Annotated in this window: 16 protein-coding genes; 6 read left to right on the top strand and 10 right to left on the bottom strand. The window is 65.4% G+C overall.

The window, feature by feature from the left end; all coding sequences use genetic code 11:
• Positions 1 to 25: 25 nt before the first annotated feature.
• Entirely contained in the window at positions 26 to 697 is a 672-nt protein-coding gene (locus QNI11_RS24665; protein ID WP_283983718.1) for a response regulator transcription factor, read from the bottom strand.
• A gap of 149 nt (positions 698 to 846) precedes the next feature.
• On the opposite strand from QNI11_RS24665, the gene QNI11_RS24660 reads away from it, so the two are divergent.
• The 6 genes from QNI11_RS24660 (at position 847) to QNI11_RS24635 (ending at position 7121) form a co-directional block, all read left to right on the top strand.
• Positions 847 to 1923: a tricarboxylate transporter gene (locus QNI11_RS24660; protein ID WP_283983717.1), complete on the top strand. Its 1077-nt coding sequence runs from the start codon at positions 847 to 849 to the stop codon at positions 1921 to 1923.
• Between the two features lie 83 nt (positions 1924 to 2006).
• Positions 2007 to 4037 (top strand): tripartite tricarboxylate transporter permease, encoded by a 2031-nt coding sequence (locus QNI11_RS24655; RefSeq protein WP_283983716.1) that lies wholly within the window; start codon positions 2007 to 2009, stop codon positions 4035 to 4037.
• Between the two features lie 18 nt (positions 4038 to 4055).
• Positions 4056 to 5144 carry a 4-oxalomesaconate tautomerase gene (locus QNI11_RS24650; RefSeq protein WP_283983715.1) on the top strand — a complete coding sequence of 363 codons (1089 nt, stop codon included), beginning with the start codon at positions 4056 to 4058 and terminating at the stop codon, positions 5142 to 5144.
• A gap of 1 nt (position 5145) precedes the next feature.
• Complete coding sequence (locus tag QNI11_RS24645) at positions 5146 to 5961, top strand: universal stress protein (protein WP_283983714.1); 816 nt, start codon at positions 5146 to 5148, stop codon at positions 5959 to 5961.
• A gap of 10 nt (positions 5962 to 5971) precedes the next feature.
• Complete coding sequence (locus QNI11_RS24640; RefSeq protein ID WP_198521918.1) at positions 5972 to 6133, top strand: hypothetical protein; 162 nt, start codon at positions 5972 to 5974, stop codon at positions 6131 to 6133.
• 13 nt (positions 6134 to 6146) lie between these two features.
• On the top strand, positions 6147 to 7121 hold the full coding sequence (locus QNI11_RS24635) for a D-2-hydroxyacid dehydrogenase family protein (protein WP_283983713.1): 975 nt from the start codon (positions 6147 to 6149) through the stop codon (positions 7119 to 7121).
• Here QNI11_RS24635 and QNI11_RS24630 read toward each other — a convergent pair.
• From QNI11_RS24630 to QNI11_RS24590, 9 genes are all read right to left on the bottom strand, one after another.
• A complete protein-coding gene (locus QNI11_RS24630; RefSeq protein WP_283983712.1) occupies positions 7096 to 8124 on the bottom strand; it encodes an AbrB family transcriptional regulator in 1029 nt (342 codons plus the stop codon). The genes QNI11_RS24635 and QNI11_RS24630 overlap by 26 nt on opposite strands.
• Before the next feature lie 431 nt (positions 8125 to 8555).
• Positions 8556 to 9362, bottom strand: a complete 807-nt coding sequence (locus QNI11_RS24625) for a Pnap_2097 family protein (protein ID WP_283983711.1) — start codon at positions 9360 to 9362, stop codon at positions 8556 to 8558.
• Positions 9362 to 10642, bottom strand: coding sequence for an MSMEG_0569 family flavin-dependent oxidoreductase (locus QNI11_RS24620; RefSeq protein WP_283983710.1), 1281 nt, complete (start codon positions 10640 to 10642; stop codon positions 9362 to 9364). Before QNI11_RS24620 ends, QNI11_RS24625 begins: the two co-directional genes overlap by 1 nt.
• Before the next feature lie 14 nt (positions 10643 to 10656).
• Entirely contained in the window at positions 10657 to 10941 is a 285-nt protein-coding gene (locus QNI11_RS24615; protein WP_100931101.1) for an MSMEG_0570 family nitrogen starvation response protein, read from the bottom strand.
• Entirely contained in the window at positions 10934 to 11908 is a 975-nt protein-coding gene (locus QNI11_RS24610; protein ID WP_283983709.1) for a sll0787 family AIR synthase-like protein, read from the bottom strand. The genes QNI11_RS24615 and QNI11_RS24610 overlap by 8 nt, the downstream gene beginning before the upstream one ends.
• Entirely contained in the window at positions 11905 to 12447 is a 543-nt protein-coding gene (locus QNI11_RS24605; RefSeq protein WP_283983708.1) for an MSMEG_0567/Sll0786 family nitrogen starvation N-acetyltransferase, read from the bottom strand. The genes QNI11_RS24610 and QNI11_RS24605 overlap by 4 nt, the downstream gene beginning before the upstream one ends.
• Complete coding sequence (locus tag QNI11_RS24600; RefSeq protein ID WP_283983707.1) at positions 12444 to 13547, bottom strand: MSMEG_0568 family radical SAM protein; 1104 nt, start codon at positions 13545 to 13547, stop codon at positions 12444 to 12446. Before QNI11_RS24600 ends, QNI11_RS24605 begins: the two co-directional genes overlap by 4 nt.
• A complete protein-coding gene (locus QNI11_RS24595; RefSeq protein ID WP_283983706.1) occupies positions 13540 to 14535 on the bottom strand; it encodes a Nit6803 family nitrilase in 996 nt (331 codons plus the stop codon). The genes QNI11_RS24600 and QNI11_RS24595 overlap by 8 nt, the downstream gene beginning before the upstream one ends.
• A gap of 72 nt (positions 14536 to 14607) precedes the next feature.
• The gene (locus tag QNI11_RS24590; RefSeq protein WP_100931097.1) at positions 14608 to 15090 is read right to left on the bottom strand and encodes an MSMEG_0572/Sll0783 family nitrogen starvation response protein; all 483 of its coding nucleotides are present in this window, start codon (positions 15088 to 15090) and stop codon (positions 14608 to 14610) included.
• Positions 15091 to 15253: the final 163 nt, after the last annotated feature.

Genomic DNA, 15253 nt, shown 5'->3' with positions numbered 1-15253 from the left:
CTTGCGGGACACCCGCCTGCGCGGACTATGCACCATCGACTTCCAGCATGTAGCCCAGGCCGCGGGCTGTCTTGATGCGGATTCCGAAGGGCTCGAGCCTTTTGCGCAGACGCGAGACGTGCGGTTCGATCGCACTTTCCTCGGCGTCCGACCCGATACCGTAGACGTGGCTGATCAACTGCGCCTTCGACACGAGCCTCCCGCGCCGTTCCAGCAGGCACTCCAGCGTGGCGATTTCCTTGCGCGGGATGTCGAGCGGCTGTTCGTCCTGCAGAAGCTGGCGTCCGGTGCGGTCGAAGACCAGCGGGCCAAGCTTGTCACGTGCCGCGAACTCGATGTTCTTGCGCCGGGCCATGGCGCGAAGGCGGGCTTCCAGTTCGTCCATCTCGAACGGCTTGGTCAGGTAGTCGTCCGCCCCGGCGTCCAGCCCCGCCACCCGCTCCGCCGTCTCGGACCGCGCGGTCAAAAGGATGACCGGCGTCCCGTCCCCGCGGCGCCGCAGGGCCCGCAGGACCGAGAGACCGTCCATGCCCGGCAGGTTCAGGTCCAGAACCACGAGGTCCGCGCCTTCCTGCGCAAGGAAAGCATCGGCTTCAGCGCCGTCATAAAGGAGGTCCACCGAGTGACCCCGGTCCCGCAGACGGAATGCAATGCCGTGTGCCAGGGCCTCGTTGTCTTCTATGACCGCGATCCGCATGGTTACTTCTTTGTCATGTTGCGCAAGTTTCGCGCAAGGTTGGAACGGCATGGTGCAGCCGTTGGAGGAGGGAATCATTCCCTTGAAAAGATAACATCTGACGTGCCGGAGGTTCATCCGGCACGGTCAAGGTCTACGGGAGGACACCAATGACCATCAAGAACCTTGCAACCTCTGTTGCTGCACTCGCCCTCATGTCGGCACCGGCCCTGGCCGAAGTGGACTTTTCCGGGAAGACGATCGAATGGGTCATCCCGTTCTCGGAAACCGGCGGTTCGGCCAAGTGGGCGAACTTCTTTGCACCGCTGCTGGCGCAGGAGCTGCCGGGCAACCCGACCGTCGTGGTCAAGTTCATGCCGGGTGCAGGCTCGACCAAGGGCGCGAACTGGTTCCAGGAGCAGGAACACAACGACGGCACGCTGCTGTTCGGCACCTCCGGGTCGACGCAATTCCCCTACCTGCTGAACGATCCGCGGGTGCGCTACGAGTATAACGACTGGATCCCGGTCATGGCCTCCGGCACCGGCGGCGTGGCCTACCTGAACCCCGAGGACGGGGCGAAGTTCGACGGCACGGCCAACGCGCTGAAGGACGTGGACCTGATCTTCGGCTCGCAGGGCGCGACCGGTCTCGACCTCGTGCCGCTGCTGGCCTGGAAGATGCTGGGGATGAGCGTCGAGCCCGTCTTCGGCATCAAGGGCCGGGGTGACGGCCGCCTGATGTTCGAGCGTGGCGAAGCCACCATCGACTACCAGACCTCTTCCGGCTACCTGTCGGGCGCCGCGGATCTGGTCGCTGCCGGAACTGCCTTGCCGATGATGAGCTGGGGCGCGCTGGACGAGAACAACCAGATCGTCCGCGACCCGACCTTCCCGGACATGCCGTCCTTCAAGGAAGTCTGCGCCGCGACCGAGGGCTGCGAGACTGAGGGCGTGGCCTGGGACGCGTGGAAAGCCTTCTTCATCTCCGGCTACCCGTCGCAGAAGATCGCCTTCCTGCCCAAGGGCACACCGCAGGACGTGGTCGACACCTATGTCGCCGCTTTCGAGGCCGTGCGCGCCCGTCCCGACTTTGCCGAGATCTCGTCGAACGAAGTTGGCGAATACCCGATGTTCGTGGGCGAAGGTGCCGTCAAGGCCACCAAGGAAGCCACAACCGTGACGCCCGAGGCCAAGGACTACGTCATCGACTGGCTCAAGGACTCCTACGGCGTGACGATCGAGTAATCGACGTCCCCGCGGGCCCCGCCACTGCGGCCGGGGCCTGCAGCCTTTCTACCTCCTGAAAATTCAACCGAAAGAACGGTGCGATGGATCTCTTCGCGACCGCCCTGCCGGCGCTTGCCGACGCATGGGCTCTCATTCTGCAACCTGTTGTCCTGGGATACCTTGTCCTGGGCGTGGTCATGGGCCTTGCAGTCGGTGTGTTTCCCGGCCTCGGCGGCATCGCCGGGCTGTCGCTGCTGCTGCCCTTCATGTTCGGCATGGAACCGGTTCTCGGCCTCGCGCTGATGATCGGCATGGTGGCCGTGGTCCCGACCTCGGACACATTCTCATCGGTGCTCATGGGCATCCCCGGCTCCTCCGCCTCTCAGGCGACCGTGCTCGACGGCTTCCCGCTGGCGCGCAAGGGTCAGGCGGCGCGGGCGCTGTCGGCGGCCTTCACCGCCTCACTCTTCGGCGGCCTTGTCGGCGCGGTGTTCCTGACGCTCTTCATCGTCGTGGCGCGGCCGCTGGTTCTGGCCTTCGGCCTACCGGAAATGCTGATGATCTCCATCCTCGGCCTGTCCATGGTGGCGGTCCTCGCGGGCCGCGTCGCGCTCAAGGGGCTGGCGGCGGCTGGCCTCGGCATGCTGATCGGCACCATCGGTGTGGCCGACGCGGGCGGCTCGCTGCGCATGGCGAGCTATGACTTCCCCTACCTCACGGACGGCCTGCAATTGGTGATCGTGGGCCTCGGCATCTTTGCCGTGCCCGAGATCGTCTCGCTCCTGCGGCAGGACCGGTCCATCGCAAAGGACGCGTCGCTCGGCGCGGGCTGGATGGACGGCGTGCGCGACTGGTTCGCCAACAAGTGGCTGTCGGTCCGCTGCTCGCTGATCGGCGTGCTGGTCGGCGTGATCCCCGGCCTTGGCGGCTCTGTCGTCGACTGGATCGCCTACGGCCACGCGGTGCAGACCACCAAGGACAAATCTAACTTCGGCAAGGGCGAGATCCGGGGCGTGATCGGCCCGGAAAGTTCGAACAACGCCAAGGAAGGCGGCGGCCTCGTCCCCACCCTGCTCTTCGGCATCCCCGGCTCCGGTTCCATGGCGATCTTCATCGGTGCCATTGCGCTGCTCGGCTCCGGCGACATCGAGGTCGGCCCGGCCATGCTGCGCGACAACCTCGACATCACCTATTCCATTGTCTGGCTGCTGGCTCTGGCCAACGTCGTCGGCACGCTGCTTTGCATCGGCGTCTCGGGCGGCATCGCGAAGCTGACGACCATCCGTTTCACCTACCTCGCGCCGTTCCTGTTCATGCTGATCGCCTTCGCGGCCTTCCAGTCCGGGCAGAACTTCGAGGACATCCTCGCGCTCTTCGCCATCGGCCTGATCGGCATCTTCCTGCGCCGGTTCGACTGGTCCCGCCCGGCCTTCCTGATCGGCTTCGTGCTCTCGAACCCGGTCGAGAAATTCTCGAACCAGGCCTTCCAGATCGCGTCGTTCCGCTTCCGCAAGTCGTTCGAGGAAGGGATGGACTACATCTTCTCCCCCATCGTCATCGTGCTGCTGATCGTCACGGTCGTGTCGGTGGTGCTGGGGATCCGGCAGGCCAAGACCATCATGGCCGAAGGCGACGTGAAGTCCGGATCGAAGCGCGCGCCGATCGTCTTCCTTCTGGTGATCCTGGCCTACGTCGTGACCGCGCTGCTCAACGCCAACATGATCCCCGACTACAACATGACGGACAAGATCGTACCGCTGGTGATCGGGGGCATCACGCTGGTCGCCCTGCTGATCCTCCTGGCGCAGATGCTGATGCGGCCCGAGGGCGACACCATCTTCGCCGACAAGGAAATGGCGGGTGAGGACGCGGACGCGCCCTACGGCCTCTGGGGCACGCTGGCATGGTTCGCCGGGCTGATCGCGGCCACCTACGTGCTAGGCTTCATCCTCGCGCTGGCCGGGTTCCTCGTGACCTTCCTGCGGGTCCGGGCACAGGCACCCTGGCCGAAGACGCTGATCCTGACCGCCTGCGGCATCGCACTGATGTGCGTGATGGCCGGCGCACTCAACCGCGATTTCCCTCCGGGCCTTCTGCAGGACGTCACCGACCTGCCCTGGCCGCTGAACTGATCCCCGGGAGACAGTGACATGACACAGACAGGCATCCCCTACGTCTTCATGCGGGGCGGGACCTCGCGCGGGCCCTATTTCAACCGCGCCGACCTGCCGGAGGACCGCGAAACGCTGGCCGAGGTTCTGATGGCCGCCGTCGGCGCGGGCCACGCGATCAACATCGACGGCATCGGCGGCGGCGTGGCGGTGACCACCAAGGTCGCCATGCTCTCGCCCTCGGATGACGACTGGGCAGACGTGGACTACTTCTTCGCGCAGGTCTCGGTTGCGGACCGGCTGGTGGACTTCAAGCCCACCTGTGGCAACATCCTGTCGGGCGTGGGTCCGGCGGCCATCGAGATGGGCCTCGTCACCGCCACCGGGAACGAGACAGAGATCAGGATCCGCGCCGTCAACACCGGGGCCAGGGTGCTGGCCCGGGTCCAGACGCCCGGCGGCGTGCTGCGCTACGATGGCGAGACAGAGATCGCCGGGGTACCCGGACGGGCCGCCCCGATTGCGCTCAACTTCATGGGCGTGGTGGGATCCTCGACCGGGGCCTTCCTGCCCACGGGCAACCTCCGCGACACTTTCGACGGTATCGAGGTCACCTGCATGGACGTGGCCATGCCCATGGTGATCGCCCGCGCAGCGGACTTCGGCCTGACCGGATACGAGAGCGTCGAGGCACTCGACGCGAACCGGGACTTCTTTGCCCGGATGGAGGCCGTGCGCCTTCAGGCGGGCGCGGCCATGGGCATGGGCGACGTGGCGCAATCGGTCACGCCCAAGTTTGGCCTGCTGGCGCCCGCGAAGGACGGTGGCACGATCTGCACGCGCTACTTCATGCCCTGGACGACGCACCCGTCGATGGCGGTGACCGGGTCGCAGTGCCTCGCCTCCTGCGCGCTGACCCCCGGCACCGTCGCGGACGGCCTGCTGGAGCGGCCCACCGAGAGCCCGGCCAACGTCGTTCTCGAACATGCGTCCGGCACCATCGAGGTGCTGGTGGATTTCGACATGAACAACCACTTCACGCTGAACTCCGCCGGGCTGCTGCGCACCGCTCGCAAGCTTGCGGACGGGCACATTTACGTGCCCGCTTCGATCTGGAAAGGGCGCTGACATGCCGATGATGAACCTTCTCGTGGCCTTCAACGGCTCTGACGGCTCGGTTGCCGCGCTGCGCTATGCGGCGTCGCTGGCGGACCGGCTGGGCGCGCATGTGACCGCCATGCTGGCGCACAGTTCGCACGAGGTGATCGACAAGCGGTCGCGCTGGATCCCGAAGGAGGCGCGGGCGTTGCTCGACGCGGCCAACTCGGACATCCTGCGCGAGATCGAAGCGAAGTTCGAAACGGAACGCTCTGCCCTCGGGCTGGCCAACGCGCTTCAGCTGAAGGAAGTCACCGGCCGCGTCGACAACGTCCTGTCCGAGGCCGCGCGACATTACGACATGTTGATCGTGGGCAGCCATGCCGACACGGACGACGAACATGTGACGCTGCACCCGGACCGCATCGCGCTGATGTCCGGGCGCCCGGTGGTCGTCGTGCCCGCGGGCTATGACGGCGGCGGCGGCCTCAGCCACTCCGCGCTGGCATGGGACGGTGGCCGCGCCGCGGCGCGTGCCCTGTCGGACAGCCTGCGCCTGATCGAGGACGACGGACGTGTCAGCGTCCTGACCGTCGGTCCGCGCACCGCATGGCCGATCGAGGACCTGATGACCCACCTCTCCCGTCACGGGGTCGAGGCCGTGCACGAGGAATGGCCCACGTCGCACCCCGTGGCCCCTACCCTTCTCGGCTGGTGCCAGAAACATCGGCCATCCCTGCTTGTGCTCGGTGCCTTCGAGCATTCGAAGTTCCGTGAAGATCTGCTTGGCGGTGTCACCTCAGAGGTCCTGGCACAGATCGATATCCCCGTACTCCTGTCGCACTGAGGAGCCCCGAATGAGCGATTACGAAAAACTGAGCCGCGTGCGCCGCGATCTGGAAGAGATCCGCAGCGACCTGTCACAGCGGATCGCCAAAGACGGTCCGGGCCAGTCCGACCTTCTGATCTTGCACGAACGGGTCAGCCGGGCGATCAAGGCGCTCTCTCCCCAAAGCTGACAGGGCACATCCCATGAAGGTCCACATTCTCGACGACTGGTTCGACACGTTGCGGGGGCTGCCCTGCTTCCGCCTGCTCGACGGACATGACGTCACTGTCTGGACCGACCATGAACCCGACGAGGCGGCCCTGGCCGCCCGTCTGGCCGAGGCCGAGTGTGTCGTGCTGTTCCGGGAACGCACGCGGGTCACGCGCGGCCTGCTGGAGCGCCTGCCGAACCTGCGGCTGATCTCCCAACGCGGCGTCTGGCCACATGTGGATGTGGAGGCCTGCACCGACCGGGGTGTGCTGCTCTGCTCCAACAAGGGCGCGGATGGCGCGAATTATGCCGCTGCCGAACTGACCTTCGCCCTGATCCTGTCTGCGATGCGCCAGCTGCCGCAGCAGATGGCCAGCGTCAAGGCGGGCCGGTGGCAGATGGGCGTGGGCCGCACGCTGCGCGGCCGGACGCTGGGTCTGTACGGCTATGGCCGGATCGGTCGCGTCGTGGCGGACTACGCCCGCACCTTCGGCATGGAGGTGGTCTGGTGGGCCTCCGACGAGGGCCGCGACCGGGCGCGCGCCGCAGGCGAGCATGTTGCGGATAGCCGGGCCGCCTTCTTCGCCGAAAGCGACGTGGTCTCCCTGCATCTGCGCCTGACACCGGAGACCCGGGGCATCGTTACCGCAGAGGACCTGGCACAGATGTCGCCGCGCTCCGTCCTTGTGAACACGTCCCGCGCCGGGTTGATCGCTCCGGGCGCCCTGCTTGACGGGTTGAACGCGGGCCGCCCTGGCATGGCCGCCATCGACGTCTTCGACACCGAGCCGCTGACCGACGCGCATGATCCGCTGCTGTCGCATCCCAACCTGATCGCCACGCCGCATATCGGCTTTGTCACCGAGGACGAGTTCGACAAGCAGTTCGCCGACATATTCGAGCAGGTGAACGCCTACGCCGCGGGCGCGCCGATCCACATGGTCAATCCTTCCGTCTTCGGGCGATGACCGCGGCCAGCACCGGCGCGCCGACGATCACGATGACGATGCGCGTCAGGTGGTGCGTGATGACAAACCCGAGGTCTGCGCCCGTCACGATGGCCAGCACCGTCATCTCGGCCTGACCGCCGGGCGCGAAGGCAAGGAAAGCGGCAACCGGCTCTCCCAGTCCCAGCCAAGTAACGACGCCGGAAAAGACCGCCGCGAGCACGGCCAATACCATGACGTAGGCGATGCCCGCTGCGACCACGCGGGTCAGCTCTTTCCATGTGACGCCGATGAACTGCACCCCGATCCCGCAGCCGATGAAGAACTGCGCAAGGAGGATCGCTTCGGCCGGGGGGCGGGCATGGATCACGTCTGTCAGGGACAGGATTGCGGTGACGATCATCGGGCCAAGGATCGACGCGCCGAACAGGCCGATGCGCTCCCCGCCCTTCCAGCCGATCCATGCGGCGGCGACCATGATCAGCAGCTCATGCACCGGCAGGTCGGCGACCGGCGCCCCTATGGGATTGGTCAGACCCACGCCGTAGAAGTGACCGAGGATGAAGGGGGCGAGCGTCACGATGATCAGCACACGCGTGCCATGGACGAGTGACAGCGCCCGCGGGTTGGCCCCGGCCTCGGTGCCAAAGATCACCATGTCCTGAAGGCCGCCCGGCATGGCGGCATAATAGGCGGTGGGCCCGTCGAACCCCCACAACTTGCGAAAGAACGGCACCCCCACCAGCGCGATCGCCGCAATGAACAGCGGGATCAGGGCGACGGAGACAGCCATGCGGGGCAGTTGGGCGATGACGTCCGGCGTGATGGAGGCACCGACGGCAACGCCGAGAATCGTGCGGGCCGCCACGGAGACCTGCCCGAACCCCTTCAGGGGCAGATGCGCCAGTGCCCCAGCCAGGCAGAAGGCCATCGGGCCGAAGAGAAACGGCAAAGGCAGGCCGCCCAGCCAGAACAGCGCCGTCCCAAGCGACGCAAGGACGAAGGTCAGCGCCCGCCGATGCATTGCGTGATTCAGAAAATGTATGCGCAAACCGGCCTCCCGAGTCTCTGGCTACGGCAATGGATACATGTGTATCCATCTGCATACAATATATGTCAGTATGAACGCTGACTACCGAAGGTGAATAGACCTCTGCAAGGCACCGTCGCTTGAAGGATCGCTTCACGCAGGCCCCGGGACGCAAGCGCTTACCCTCCATCCGGCAGTCGTTCCATCCGGCGTTGCGCAGCACTTCGATTATCAGTTCGCGACGCCTGCCCTGATCGTGGGATCGCACGGATCAGCGGATTAGGCTGGCCAAAGGACTGCCGGGCCGCGGCGGCGAGCCCCACCGGACCGATCAGTCCAGCGCGCCGAAGAGGCGGTGGCAGGCGTGCTGCAGTAACGCGTCCGTACGCGAAGTGAACGCAGGGCACGCCGTTGGCGTGCATTGTTCAGGCTCTGGTGTCTTCCCGCTCGGTCCGGATCACGGCTATCGGCGTGCCGTCGCCGCGGGTCATGAGCATCTTCTGGCCGTGGCCGAAGACATGGACGGTATCGCCCTGATTGAGGTTGCCGAGGTAGACGACGTCGCGTTTCCGGACTGGACCAGTGCCCCCTGCCCGCGCATGGGCGGCTGTCGTGGCGATGCGCGAGAAGGCCGGGAAATACAACAGCCCCACGGCATTGAAATCCAGCGCGGGCACCGGGCGTTCAACATGGATCTCGGTTGCCCGCGCCACGACGGTTCCCCGCAGGCTTCGGGCCGTTTCCCGCGCCTGACGATCCAGCGCCAGCAGGGCCGGGTCGGCCGGGGGCAGGTGCATCTGGCCCAGGACAGAGTTGCGATAGATCCGCGTGTTGCAGCCCTGCGTGTCATGGCTGACAAAGGTCGAGATCATGGACAATTCGGCAATCACCGCGCCGTCGACCAGCAGCCGGTGCCGCGACCCGGTGCGCGTCTCGGTCACTGCGAACAGCACGGATGCCACCTTTACATCGCGCCCCAGCAACGACGCGGACGGCTGCAAACTCAGCGACGTGGCGCAGAACGCAGCGTAGACCGGCCGCCCGTCTGCCGCGTGGAACACCGCCTCGCGCTGGCCAAGCGCCTTGGCGATCAGAGCCCAATGCTGATCGCCGCAAAAGCGCAGGACCCATTGCTCGGACAGCCCGTCCGGCGACAGCTGCGCCATGCCAAGCGGCAGGTCGGCGCAGGTCTCGACCGGCGCGGGGCGGGCCGCGAAGGCGACGACCGCCATCAGGCGACCGCGCGCTTGCTGGTATCCTTCAGTTGCGCGGCGATCTGGTCGGCAAGGTAGGCGCTGTCCTCCTCGATCCCCAGGAACCGGCCCGAGCCCCAGGTGTTCAGCCAGCCCAGGCCGATAAAGTGGAAACCGTGCACATCCGTGACACCGCGGTGGAACTTCGGTTTGCCCCGCGCGTCGAATACATCGACTTCGATCCATGAGTAGTCCGGCCGGAACCCTATGGCCCAGAGGACCGACGCGATACCGGCCTCCTTGATGTCCAGTTCCGTGCGCTCGGATTCCGGCTCCCAGACCTTGACGAAAGGGGGCTCTTCGGGCGCGTCGATGCCGGTCCGGGCGATGTAGCTGTCGATCTGGTCGCGGATACCGACATAGCTGCGGTCGGCGTCGTCGAGGTTCTTGGCGAGGTCGGGCAGGAATTCCAGCCTGCACCCGTCCATGTTGGCCAGCGAGCCATACAGCTCGACTCCGTGATCCACATGCCACTTGCGCAGGTCGATCTCCTTCCCCCCGTCGCGGCCGGACATGTAGTGGTTGGTCTGCGTCATCGCCTTCACCGGGTCGGGATGGGTGTCGATGGTGATCTTGTAGTGCCCGGCGTCGTGCAGCCAGTCGGTCGCGTCGCGGCCGCGATACTTGCGCGGGCTGCGCGGCGCGGGGCCGACGGCAAGGTGCACGCCCCGCCCTGCCCTTACGAAATCCTCCATGATCTGCACGCCGGACTGACCAGTGCCCACGATCAGCACGTCGCCCTCCGGGAGTTGCGCCGGGTTGCGGTAATCGACCGAATGCATCTGCACGATGGTCGGGTCCAGCGCCTCGGCATAGGCGGGCTCGATGGGCTTGTCATAGCCGCCCGTGGCGATCACCACCTGATCACAGGTCCATGTGCCGATGGTCGTCTCGACCACGTACCCGCCCTGCGGATGATGCGCGATGCGGGTCACCGTGACATGTTCGTAGAGGTTCGGCTCGAAGGTCGCGGCGAATGCGTCGAGATACGTGGTGATATCCTCGCGCAGCATGAAACCGTCAGGGTCGGTACCGCCGAATTCCTTGTCGTAGTGGAATCCGGGCAGACGGCATTGCCAGTTCGGCGTGACAAGGCAGAAGCTGTCCCACCGGTTCACACGCCAGGAATGGAATTTCTCGTGGCGTTCGAAGACGACGCTTTCGATGCCCTTCTTTTGCAGCTGACAGGCCACGGAAAGGCCGGCCTGACCGCCGCCGACAATCGCGACAGCGACATGCGGGATGTTTGCGTTTTTCATGGTCTCGGTCCTTTTCATGCGATCGACAGGCAGGTGACCTGCGCGTCGGGCTGCCCTTCGAAATCGGCGACCCGCCGTTCGATCCGGTCGAGCTGATCCATCGCGGAAGAGCAGGCGAAGCCGTATTTGCGTTCGACCCGGTTCGAGGCGCGCTCCATCGCGATCCGGGCTCGCAGCAAGAAGTCCGGCAGCGGGTAGCTTTGCCCCGGGGTGAACAATTCGGTGATGACGCTCGACGGGGAATAGCAGCGCTCTTCGCTGCCATCGGGCCAGCGCAGGGTCCAGTGCATCTCAGGCATCGGCTCGCTCCTTTCGGGACGGCGACAAGTATGGTGTCTGGGCATGGTCCCAGAACAATGCGGTCTCATGGTCGCGTTGCAGGCGAAGGTCGGAACCTTCGGTAATGCTGCCGATGGGGTCGGCCCAGATGCCGCGCCCCCGGAAGGCAAGGCAGACCTCGGCCGCGTGCTCCGGCGCGACAGAGAGCAGGAATCCGAAGCTGGGGAAGCTGTGCAGCCAGCGTAGCAACGGCACATCGGCGGGCGGCAGGATGCGGTTGAGGTCGAACACCGCACCCACACCCGAGCTTTCGCAGAGCATCAACGCCGTACCCGCGATGCCACCCTGGCTGATGTCCTTGCCGGCGCGCAGCAATCCGGCCTCAGCGAGCGAGGGCAACAGCGCCAGATCACCGCGCAGGCGGTCGTGCGGTGCATCCAGGACGGCACAGAAATTGTCGAAGTTCACGTAGCGGCCCCGGTGGTCGATGGCCGCCAGCAGCACGTCGCCGGGGCGCGCATCGAAGCTGGTCACAGGCGTTCGGGCCTTGCCCAGTACCGACACCGCGAGGTTCAGTTCGGCAGCCGCAAAGTTCGTATGGCCACCTACCAGCGGCACGCCATAGGCCGTTGCGGCATCACGCAGCCCCTTCATCAGGGGCGCGGCAACCTCGGCATTCGGGGACCAGACCTGGTCGATCAGCGCCGTGGCCCGACCGCCCATCGCGGCGATATCCGACAGGTTGACCATCACCCCGGACCAGCCCGCGAACCACGGATCGGCCTGAACGAAGGCGGGGATGAAGCCCTCCCCCGCCAAGAGGTCATAGCCCTCTGCCGTTTCGATCATTGCCGCATCGTCTCCCGGGCGGCCCGGCGCGGCGGCGGTCAGCCCCAGCATCCCGGCGGCCTGCGCGATCCCCAGCTTGGACCGGATCGCCGGGTGCGCGCGCAGCGCCTCGGCCATGTCTGCCAGCGTTTGGGTCATGCCCGCCGCCCCGGCTTCATGAACCAGCCCGCCGTCGGATCGTCGCAGGGCGGATAATGCGCCAGGTCGGCGGACATGCGTGCATGCGGCACGCCGTGCAGATCGACCTCTTCCAGCACGGTCCATTTCAACCGGCGGAACAGAGGTACGTTCTGTATCTGCACATGCGCCAGAAAGGTGTGACAGCCGCGCGCATTGGCCGTGCAGACCGCAAGGCGGATCAGTTCGGTCCCCAGCCGCCCGACCTGCCGGAAATCGCGGTCCACGGCGAGGCGCGAGCCCCACCAGAGGCCCGGGCTGTCCTCGTGGATGCGCACCGTGCCCACCACCTGGTCGGCCTCGTGGGCGTACGTGGACAGCGCCACCAGATGGGTGGCGACCAGGTCGATCTCGTCGCGGTCGTGGTCCTTGAAGATCGCCTGTTCCTCGACGAATACCTTTCGGCGCAATGCCTCGGCTCCGCGCGCCTCGAAAGGGTTCGACGCCGCGCGGATGTAGTAGCCGGGGCATTGGAACAGGTGCGGCTCAAGCTCGATCATGCCGGCACCTTCAGCTTTTCATAGGTCGAGAGGGCCGAACACGCGCCGCATTTGCCGCACCCGGCCTTGATGTCTTCGGACCGGATGCCCGCGCGGACGATCATCTCGCCTAGCGGGCGCAGGATCGAGGCCATGAATTCGGGCTTGGGCGCCGGATGGCTTTCCAGCGGCGTGCCCGAGATCGGGACGAAGGGCACGACAAAGGGATAGACCCCCATATCGCACAGCTTTTGCCCCATCTCGAGGATCGCCTCGCGCGTGTCGCCAAGACCGGCGAGGATGTAGGTGGACACCTGCGCGCGGCCAAACACCTTCACCGCTGCCTCGAAGCTGGACATGTATTTCTCCAGCGGCACCGTGGCCTTGCCCGGCATGATCCGCTCGCGCACCTCCTGCGTGACCGCCTCCAGATGCATGCCAAGCGCGTCGATCCCGGCATCCTTCATGCGCTGGTGCCAGATGTCGTCGTCGGGCGGCTCGCACTGGCCCTGCAAGGGCAGGTTGACGGCCGCCTTGATGGCGCGGGCGCTGTCTACCATGACCGCCGCACCGCGATCCTTGCCCCTCGGCGTGCCGGTGGTCAGGACCATGTGCTTCACGCCGTCCAGCTCGACGGCGGCCTTGGCCACCTCGGCCAACTGCTCCGGCGTCTTGTGGGCGATGGTGCGGCCGGCGGCCAGACTCTGACCGATGGCACAGAACTGGCAGGTCTTCTTGCGGCTTTCATAGCGGATGCAGGTCTGCAGCACGGTCGTCGCCAGAACGTCGCGCGAATGCAGCGCCGCGATCTGGCTGTAGGGGATGCCGTCCGCAGTCTTCAGGTCATAGAACCTCGGCCGCGTGGGAAAGCGCACCTTGGCGATCTCGACGCCGTCACGGGTCACACGGGCCTCCCCGCCCGCATCCGGCGGCTCCACCAGGAACGGAGACTCGAAGGCGGGCGCATTGTGCACCGGGACCATCACCGTCGTCTCGCCGATGGTGATGGCCTTGTGGTCCGAGGGCCCTGCCCCGCCCCGCCGCGCCTCATGGCCGGCGCGCGGGTCGACCAGACGCATGCCGTGGGATTGCAGGTCGTTGATCAGGTCGGCATCAGACATGGCTCGGTTCCTTTTCGTCGAGATCGGCTTGGGCGGGAGGGTGCGGCACGGCGGCGGCCTCAAACGCCACGCGAGTTTCGGCGGGCCGCATGTCATGCACGAGGTGCAGAAGCTCGGGGCGGGCATAATGGCCGACGCTGTCCATCATGCGCTTGCGCTTGGTGATCAGCTTCATGTCCAGATCGGCGATCAGGATGCCTTCGCCCTCGGTCAAAGGCTCCGCCAGGTGGCGGCCTTCAGGAGAAATGATGCAGGTCATGCAGCCGTCGCGCATGGCTTTCTGCAACTTCGGATCGGGATGCAGCGACTGGATCTGCTCTTCGGTCAGCCAGCCGGTGGCGTTGACCACGAAGCACCCGGCTTCCAACGCATGGTGGCGCATCGTGACCTCGATCTGTTCGCCAAAGATCGGACCGACCAGAGAGCCAGGGAAATGGGCCGCGTGGATTTCCTCGTGCTGGGTCATCAAGGCGTATCGGGCGAGCGGGTTGTAATGCTCCCAACAGGCCAGGGCGCCAACGCGGCCGACTTTGGTCTCAACGACCTTCAGCCCGGCCCCGTCGCCCTGCCCCCAGACCATGCGCTCATGGTAGGTCGGCGTGATCTTGCGCCGCTTCAACGCAAGGCTGCCATCGGCGTCAAAGATCAGCTGCGTGTTGTATAGCGAGCCGTGGTCGCGCTCGTTCACGCCCAGCACGACGACAACGCCGCGCTTTCGCGCCGCCTCGGCCACGGCCTGCGTTTCGGGCGAGGGCACGACCACCGCCTGATCATAGAGCTCCAGATGTGCCGCGCCCTGTTGCACTGGGGGCAGCACGAAAGAGAAATAGGGGTAATACGGCACGAAGGTTTCCGGGAAGACGATGAACTCCGCACCCTTCTCGGCGGCTTCGGCGATGGCGTTCAGCACCCGCTCGATGGTACCCGCACGGCCTGTCAGGTCCGGCGCGATCTGCACCGCGGCGGCGCGTATGATGTCGGTTCTCATGGTCCCTGGTCCTTCCTTGTCGTGGAGCAAAGGAACGGAGCCGCGCCGCTGACCGGCACGGCTCCGCATGTCTCACACCGTCCAGGTGTCGAGGATGAAGGCGTTGTCCTTGCGGTGCAGAAGGATGCAATCGAGCACGTCCTGAGGCGCAATCGGAGTGATCCCGGGCAGCAGCGAGGGTTCGCCATGACCGTAGAGCGCCTGCAGGGCAAAGCGGCAGGCGTAGATCTTGCCACCCTCGGCCATGAACTTCTTGAGATTGGCGGCAAAGTTCTGGTGCCCGGGGAAGGCTTCGTCGCCAAGTGTCGGGAAACCGCGCTGGATGCCCAGGGTGACGCCCGGGCCGTAAAGCAGGATCGAGGTCTCGAATCCTTTGCGTTGCAGACGAATTGCCTGCAGAATGTTGACCAGACCGATGGACCCTTCGAAGGCCACCGTATGGAAGGTCACAAGCGCCTTTTCCCCTTCGTCGGCCTTGACGTCTTCGAAGACCTTTTCTTCGTAGTTTACGAAGAAATCGCCGTCCTTATGAGCTTCTTTGGTAACTTCGGGCATCCCATATCTCCTGTTCACTGGATGCCTTCACACTGATCTTTCCTCGATTATTCTATCAATATAACATTCATTCACACAACAATTATGCATACAATAAAGCGAGCAAGAGTCCTGTTTTTAGGCAGCGCCGGCAGTCTCCGCTGATATCTTCCGCGTAATATCA

Source organism: Sagittula sp. MA-2, assembly GCF_030126985.1.
In the GTDB taxonomy this organism is placed as follows: Bacteria; Pseudomonadota; Alphaproteobacteria; order Rhodobacterales; family Rhodobacteraceae; genus Sagittula.
The sequence above is the reverse complement of the archived record's forward strand: the minus strand, read 5'-3'. Positions and strand labels throughout refer to the sequence as shown.

What these genes read in the sequence shown, in the direction of transcription:
- QNI11_RS24665 (WP_283983718.1), bottom strand. Translation starts at nt 697, where the DNA reads ATGCGGATCGCGGTCATAGAAGACAACGAGGCCCTGGCACACGGCATT.
- QNI11_RS24660 (WP_283983717.1), top strand. Translation starts at nt 847, where the DNA reads ATGACCATCAAGAACCTTGCAACCTCTGTTGCTGCACTCGCCCTCATG.
- QNI11_RS24655 (WP_283983716.1), top strand. Translation starts at nt 2,007, where the DNA reads ATGGATCTCTTCGCGACCGCCCTGCCGGCGCTTGCCGACGCATGGGCT.
- QNI11_RS24650 (WP_283983715.1), top strand. Translation starts at nt 4,056, where the DNA reads ATGACACAGACAGGCATCCCCTACGTCTTCATGCGGGGCGGGACCTCG.
- QNI11_RS24645 (WP_283983714.1), top strand. Translation starts at nt 5,146, where the DNA reads ATGCCGATGATGAACCTTCTCGTGGCCTTCAACGGCTCTGACGGCTCG.
- QNI11_RS24640 (WP_198521918.1), top strand. Translation starts at nt 5,972, where the DNA reads ATGAGCGATTACGAAAAACTGAGCCGCGTGCGCCGCGATCTGGAAGAG.
- QNI11_RS24635 (WP_283983713.1), top strand. Translation starts at nt 6,147, where the DNA reads ATGAAGGTCCACATTCTCGACGACTGGTTCGACACGTTGCGGGGGCTG.
- QNI11_RS24630 (WP_283983712.1), bottom strand. Translation starts at nt 8,124, where the DNA reads ATGCATCGGCGGGCGCTGACCTTCGTCCTTGCGTCGCTTGGGACGGCG.
- QNI11_RS24625 (WP_283983711.1), bottom strand. Translation starts at nt 9,362, where the DNA reads ATGGCGGTCGTCGCCTTCGCGGCCCGCCCCGCGCCGGTCGAGACCTGC.
- QNI11_RS24620 (WP_283983710.1), bottom strand. Translation starts at nt 10,642, where the DNA reads ATGAAAAACGCAAACATCCCGCATGTCGCTGTCGCGATTGTCGGCGGC.
- QNI11_RS24615 (WP_100931101.1), bottom strand. Translation starts at nt 10,941, where the DNA reads ATGCCTGAGATGCACTGGACCCTGCGCTGGCCCGATGGCAGCGAAGAG.
- QNI11_RS24610 (WP_283983709.1), bottom strand. Translation starts at nt 11,908, where the DNA reads ATGACCCAAACGCTGGCAGACATGGCCGAGGCGCTGCGCGCGCACCCG.
- QNI11_RS24605 (WP_283983708.1), bottom strand. Translation starts at nt 12,447, where the DNA reads ATGATCGAGCTTGAGCCGCACCTGTTCCAATGCCCCGGCTACTACATC.
- QNI11_RS24600 (WP_283983707.1), bottom strand. Translation starts at nt 13,547, where the DNA reads ATGTCTGATGCCGACCTGATCAACGACCTGCAATCCCACGGCATGCGT.
- QNI11_RS24595 (WP_283983706.1), bottom strand. Translation starts at nt 14,535, where the DNA reads ATGAGAACCGACATCATACGCGCCGCCGCGGTGCAGATCGCGCCGGAC.
- QNI11_RS24590 (WP_100931097.1), bottom strand. Translation starts at nt 15,090, where the DNA reads ATGCCCGAAGTTACCAAAGAAGCTCATAAGGACGGCGATTTCTTCGTA.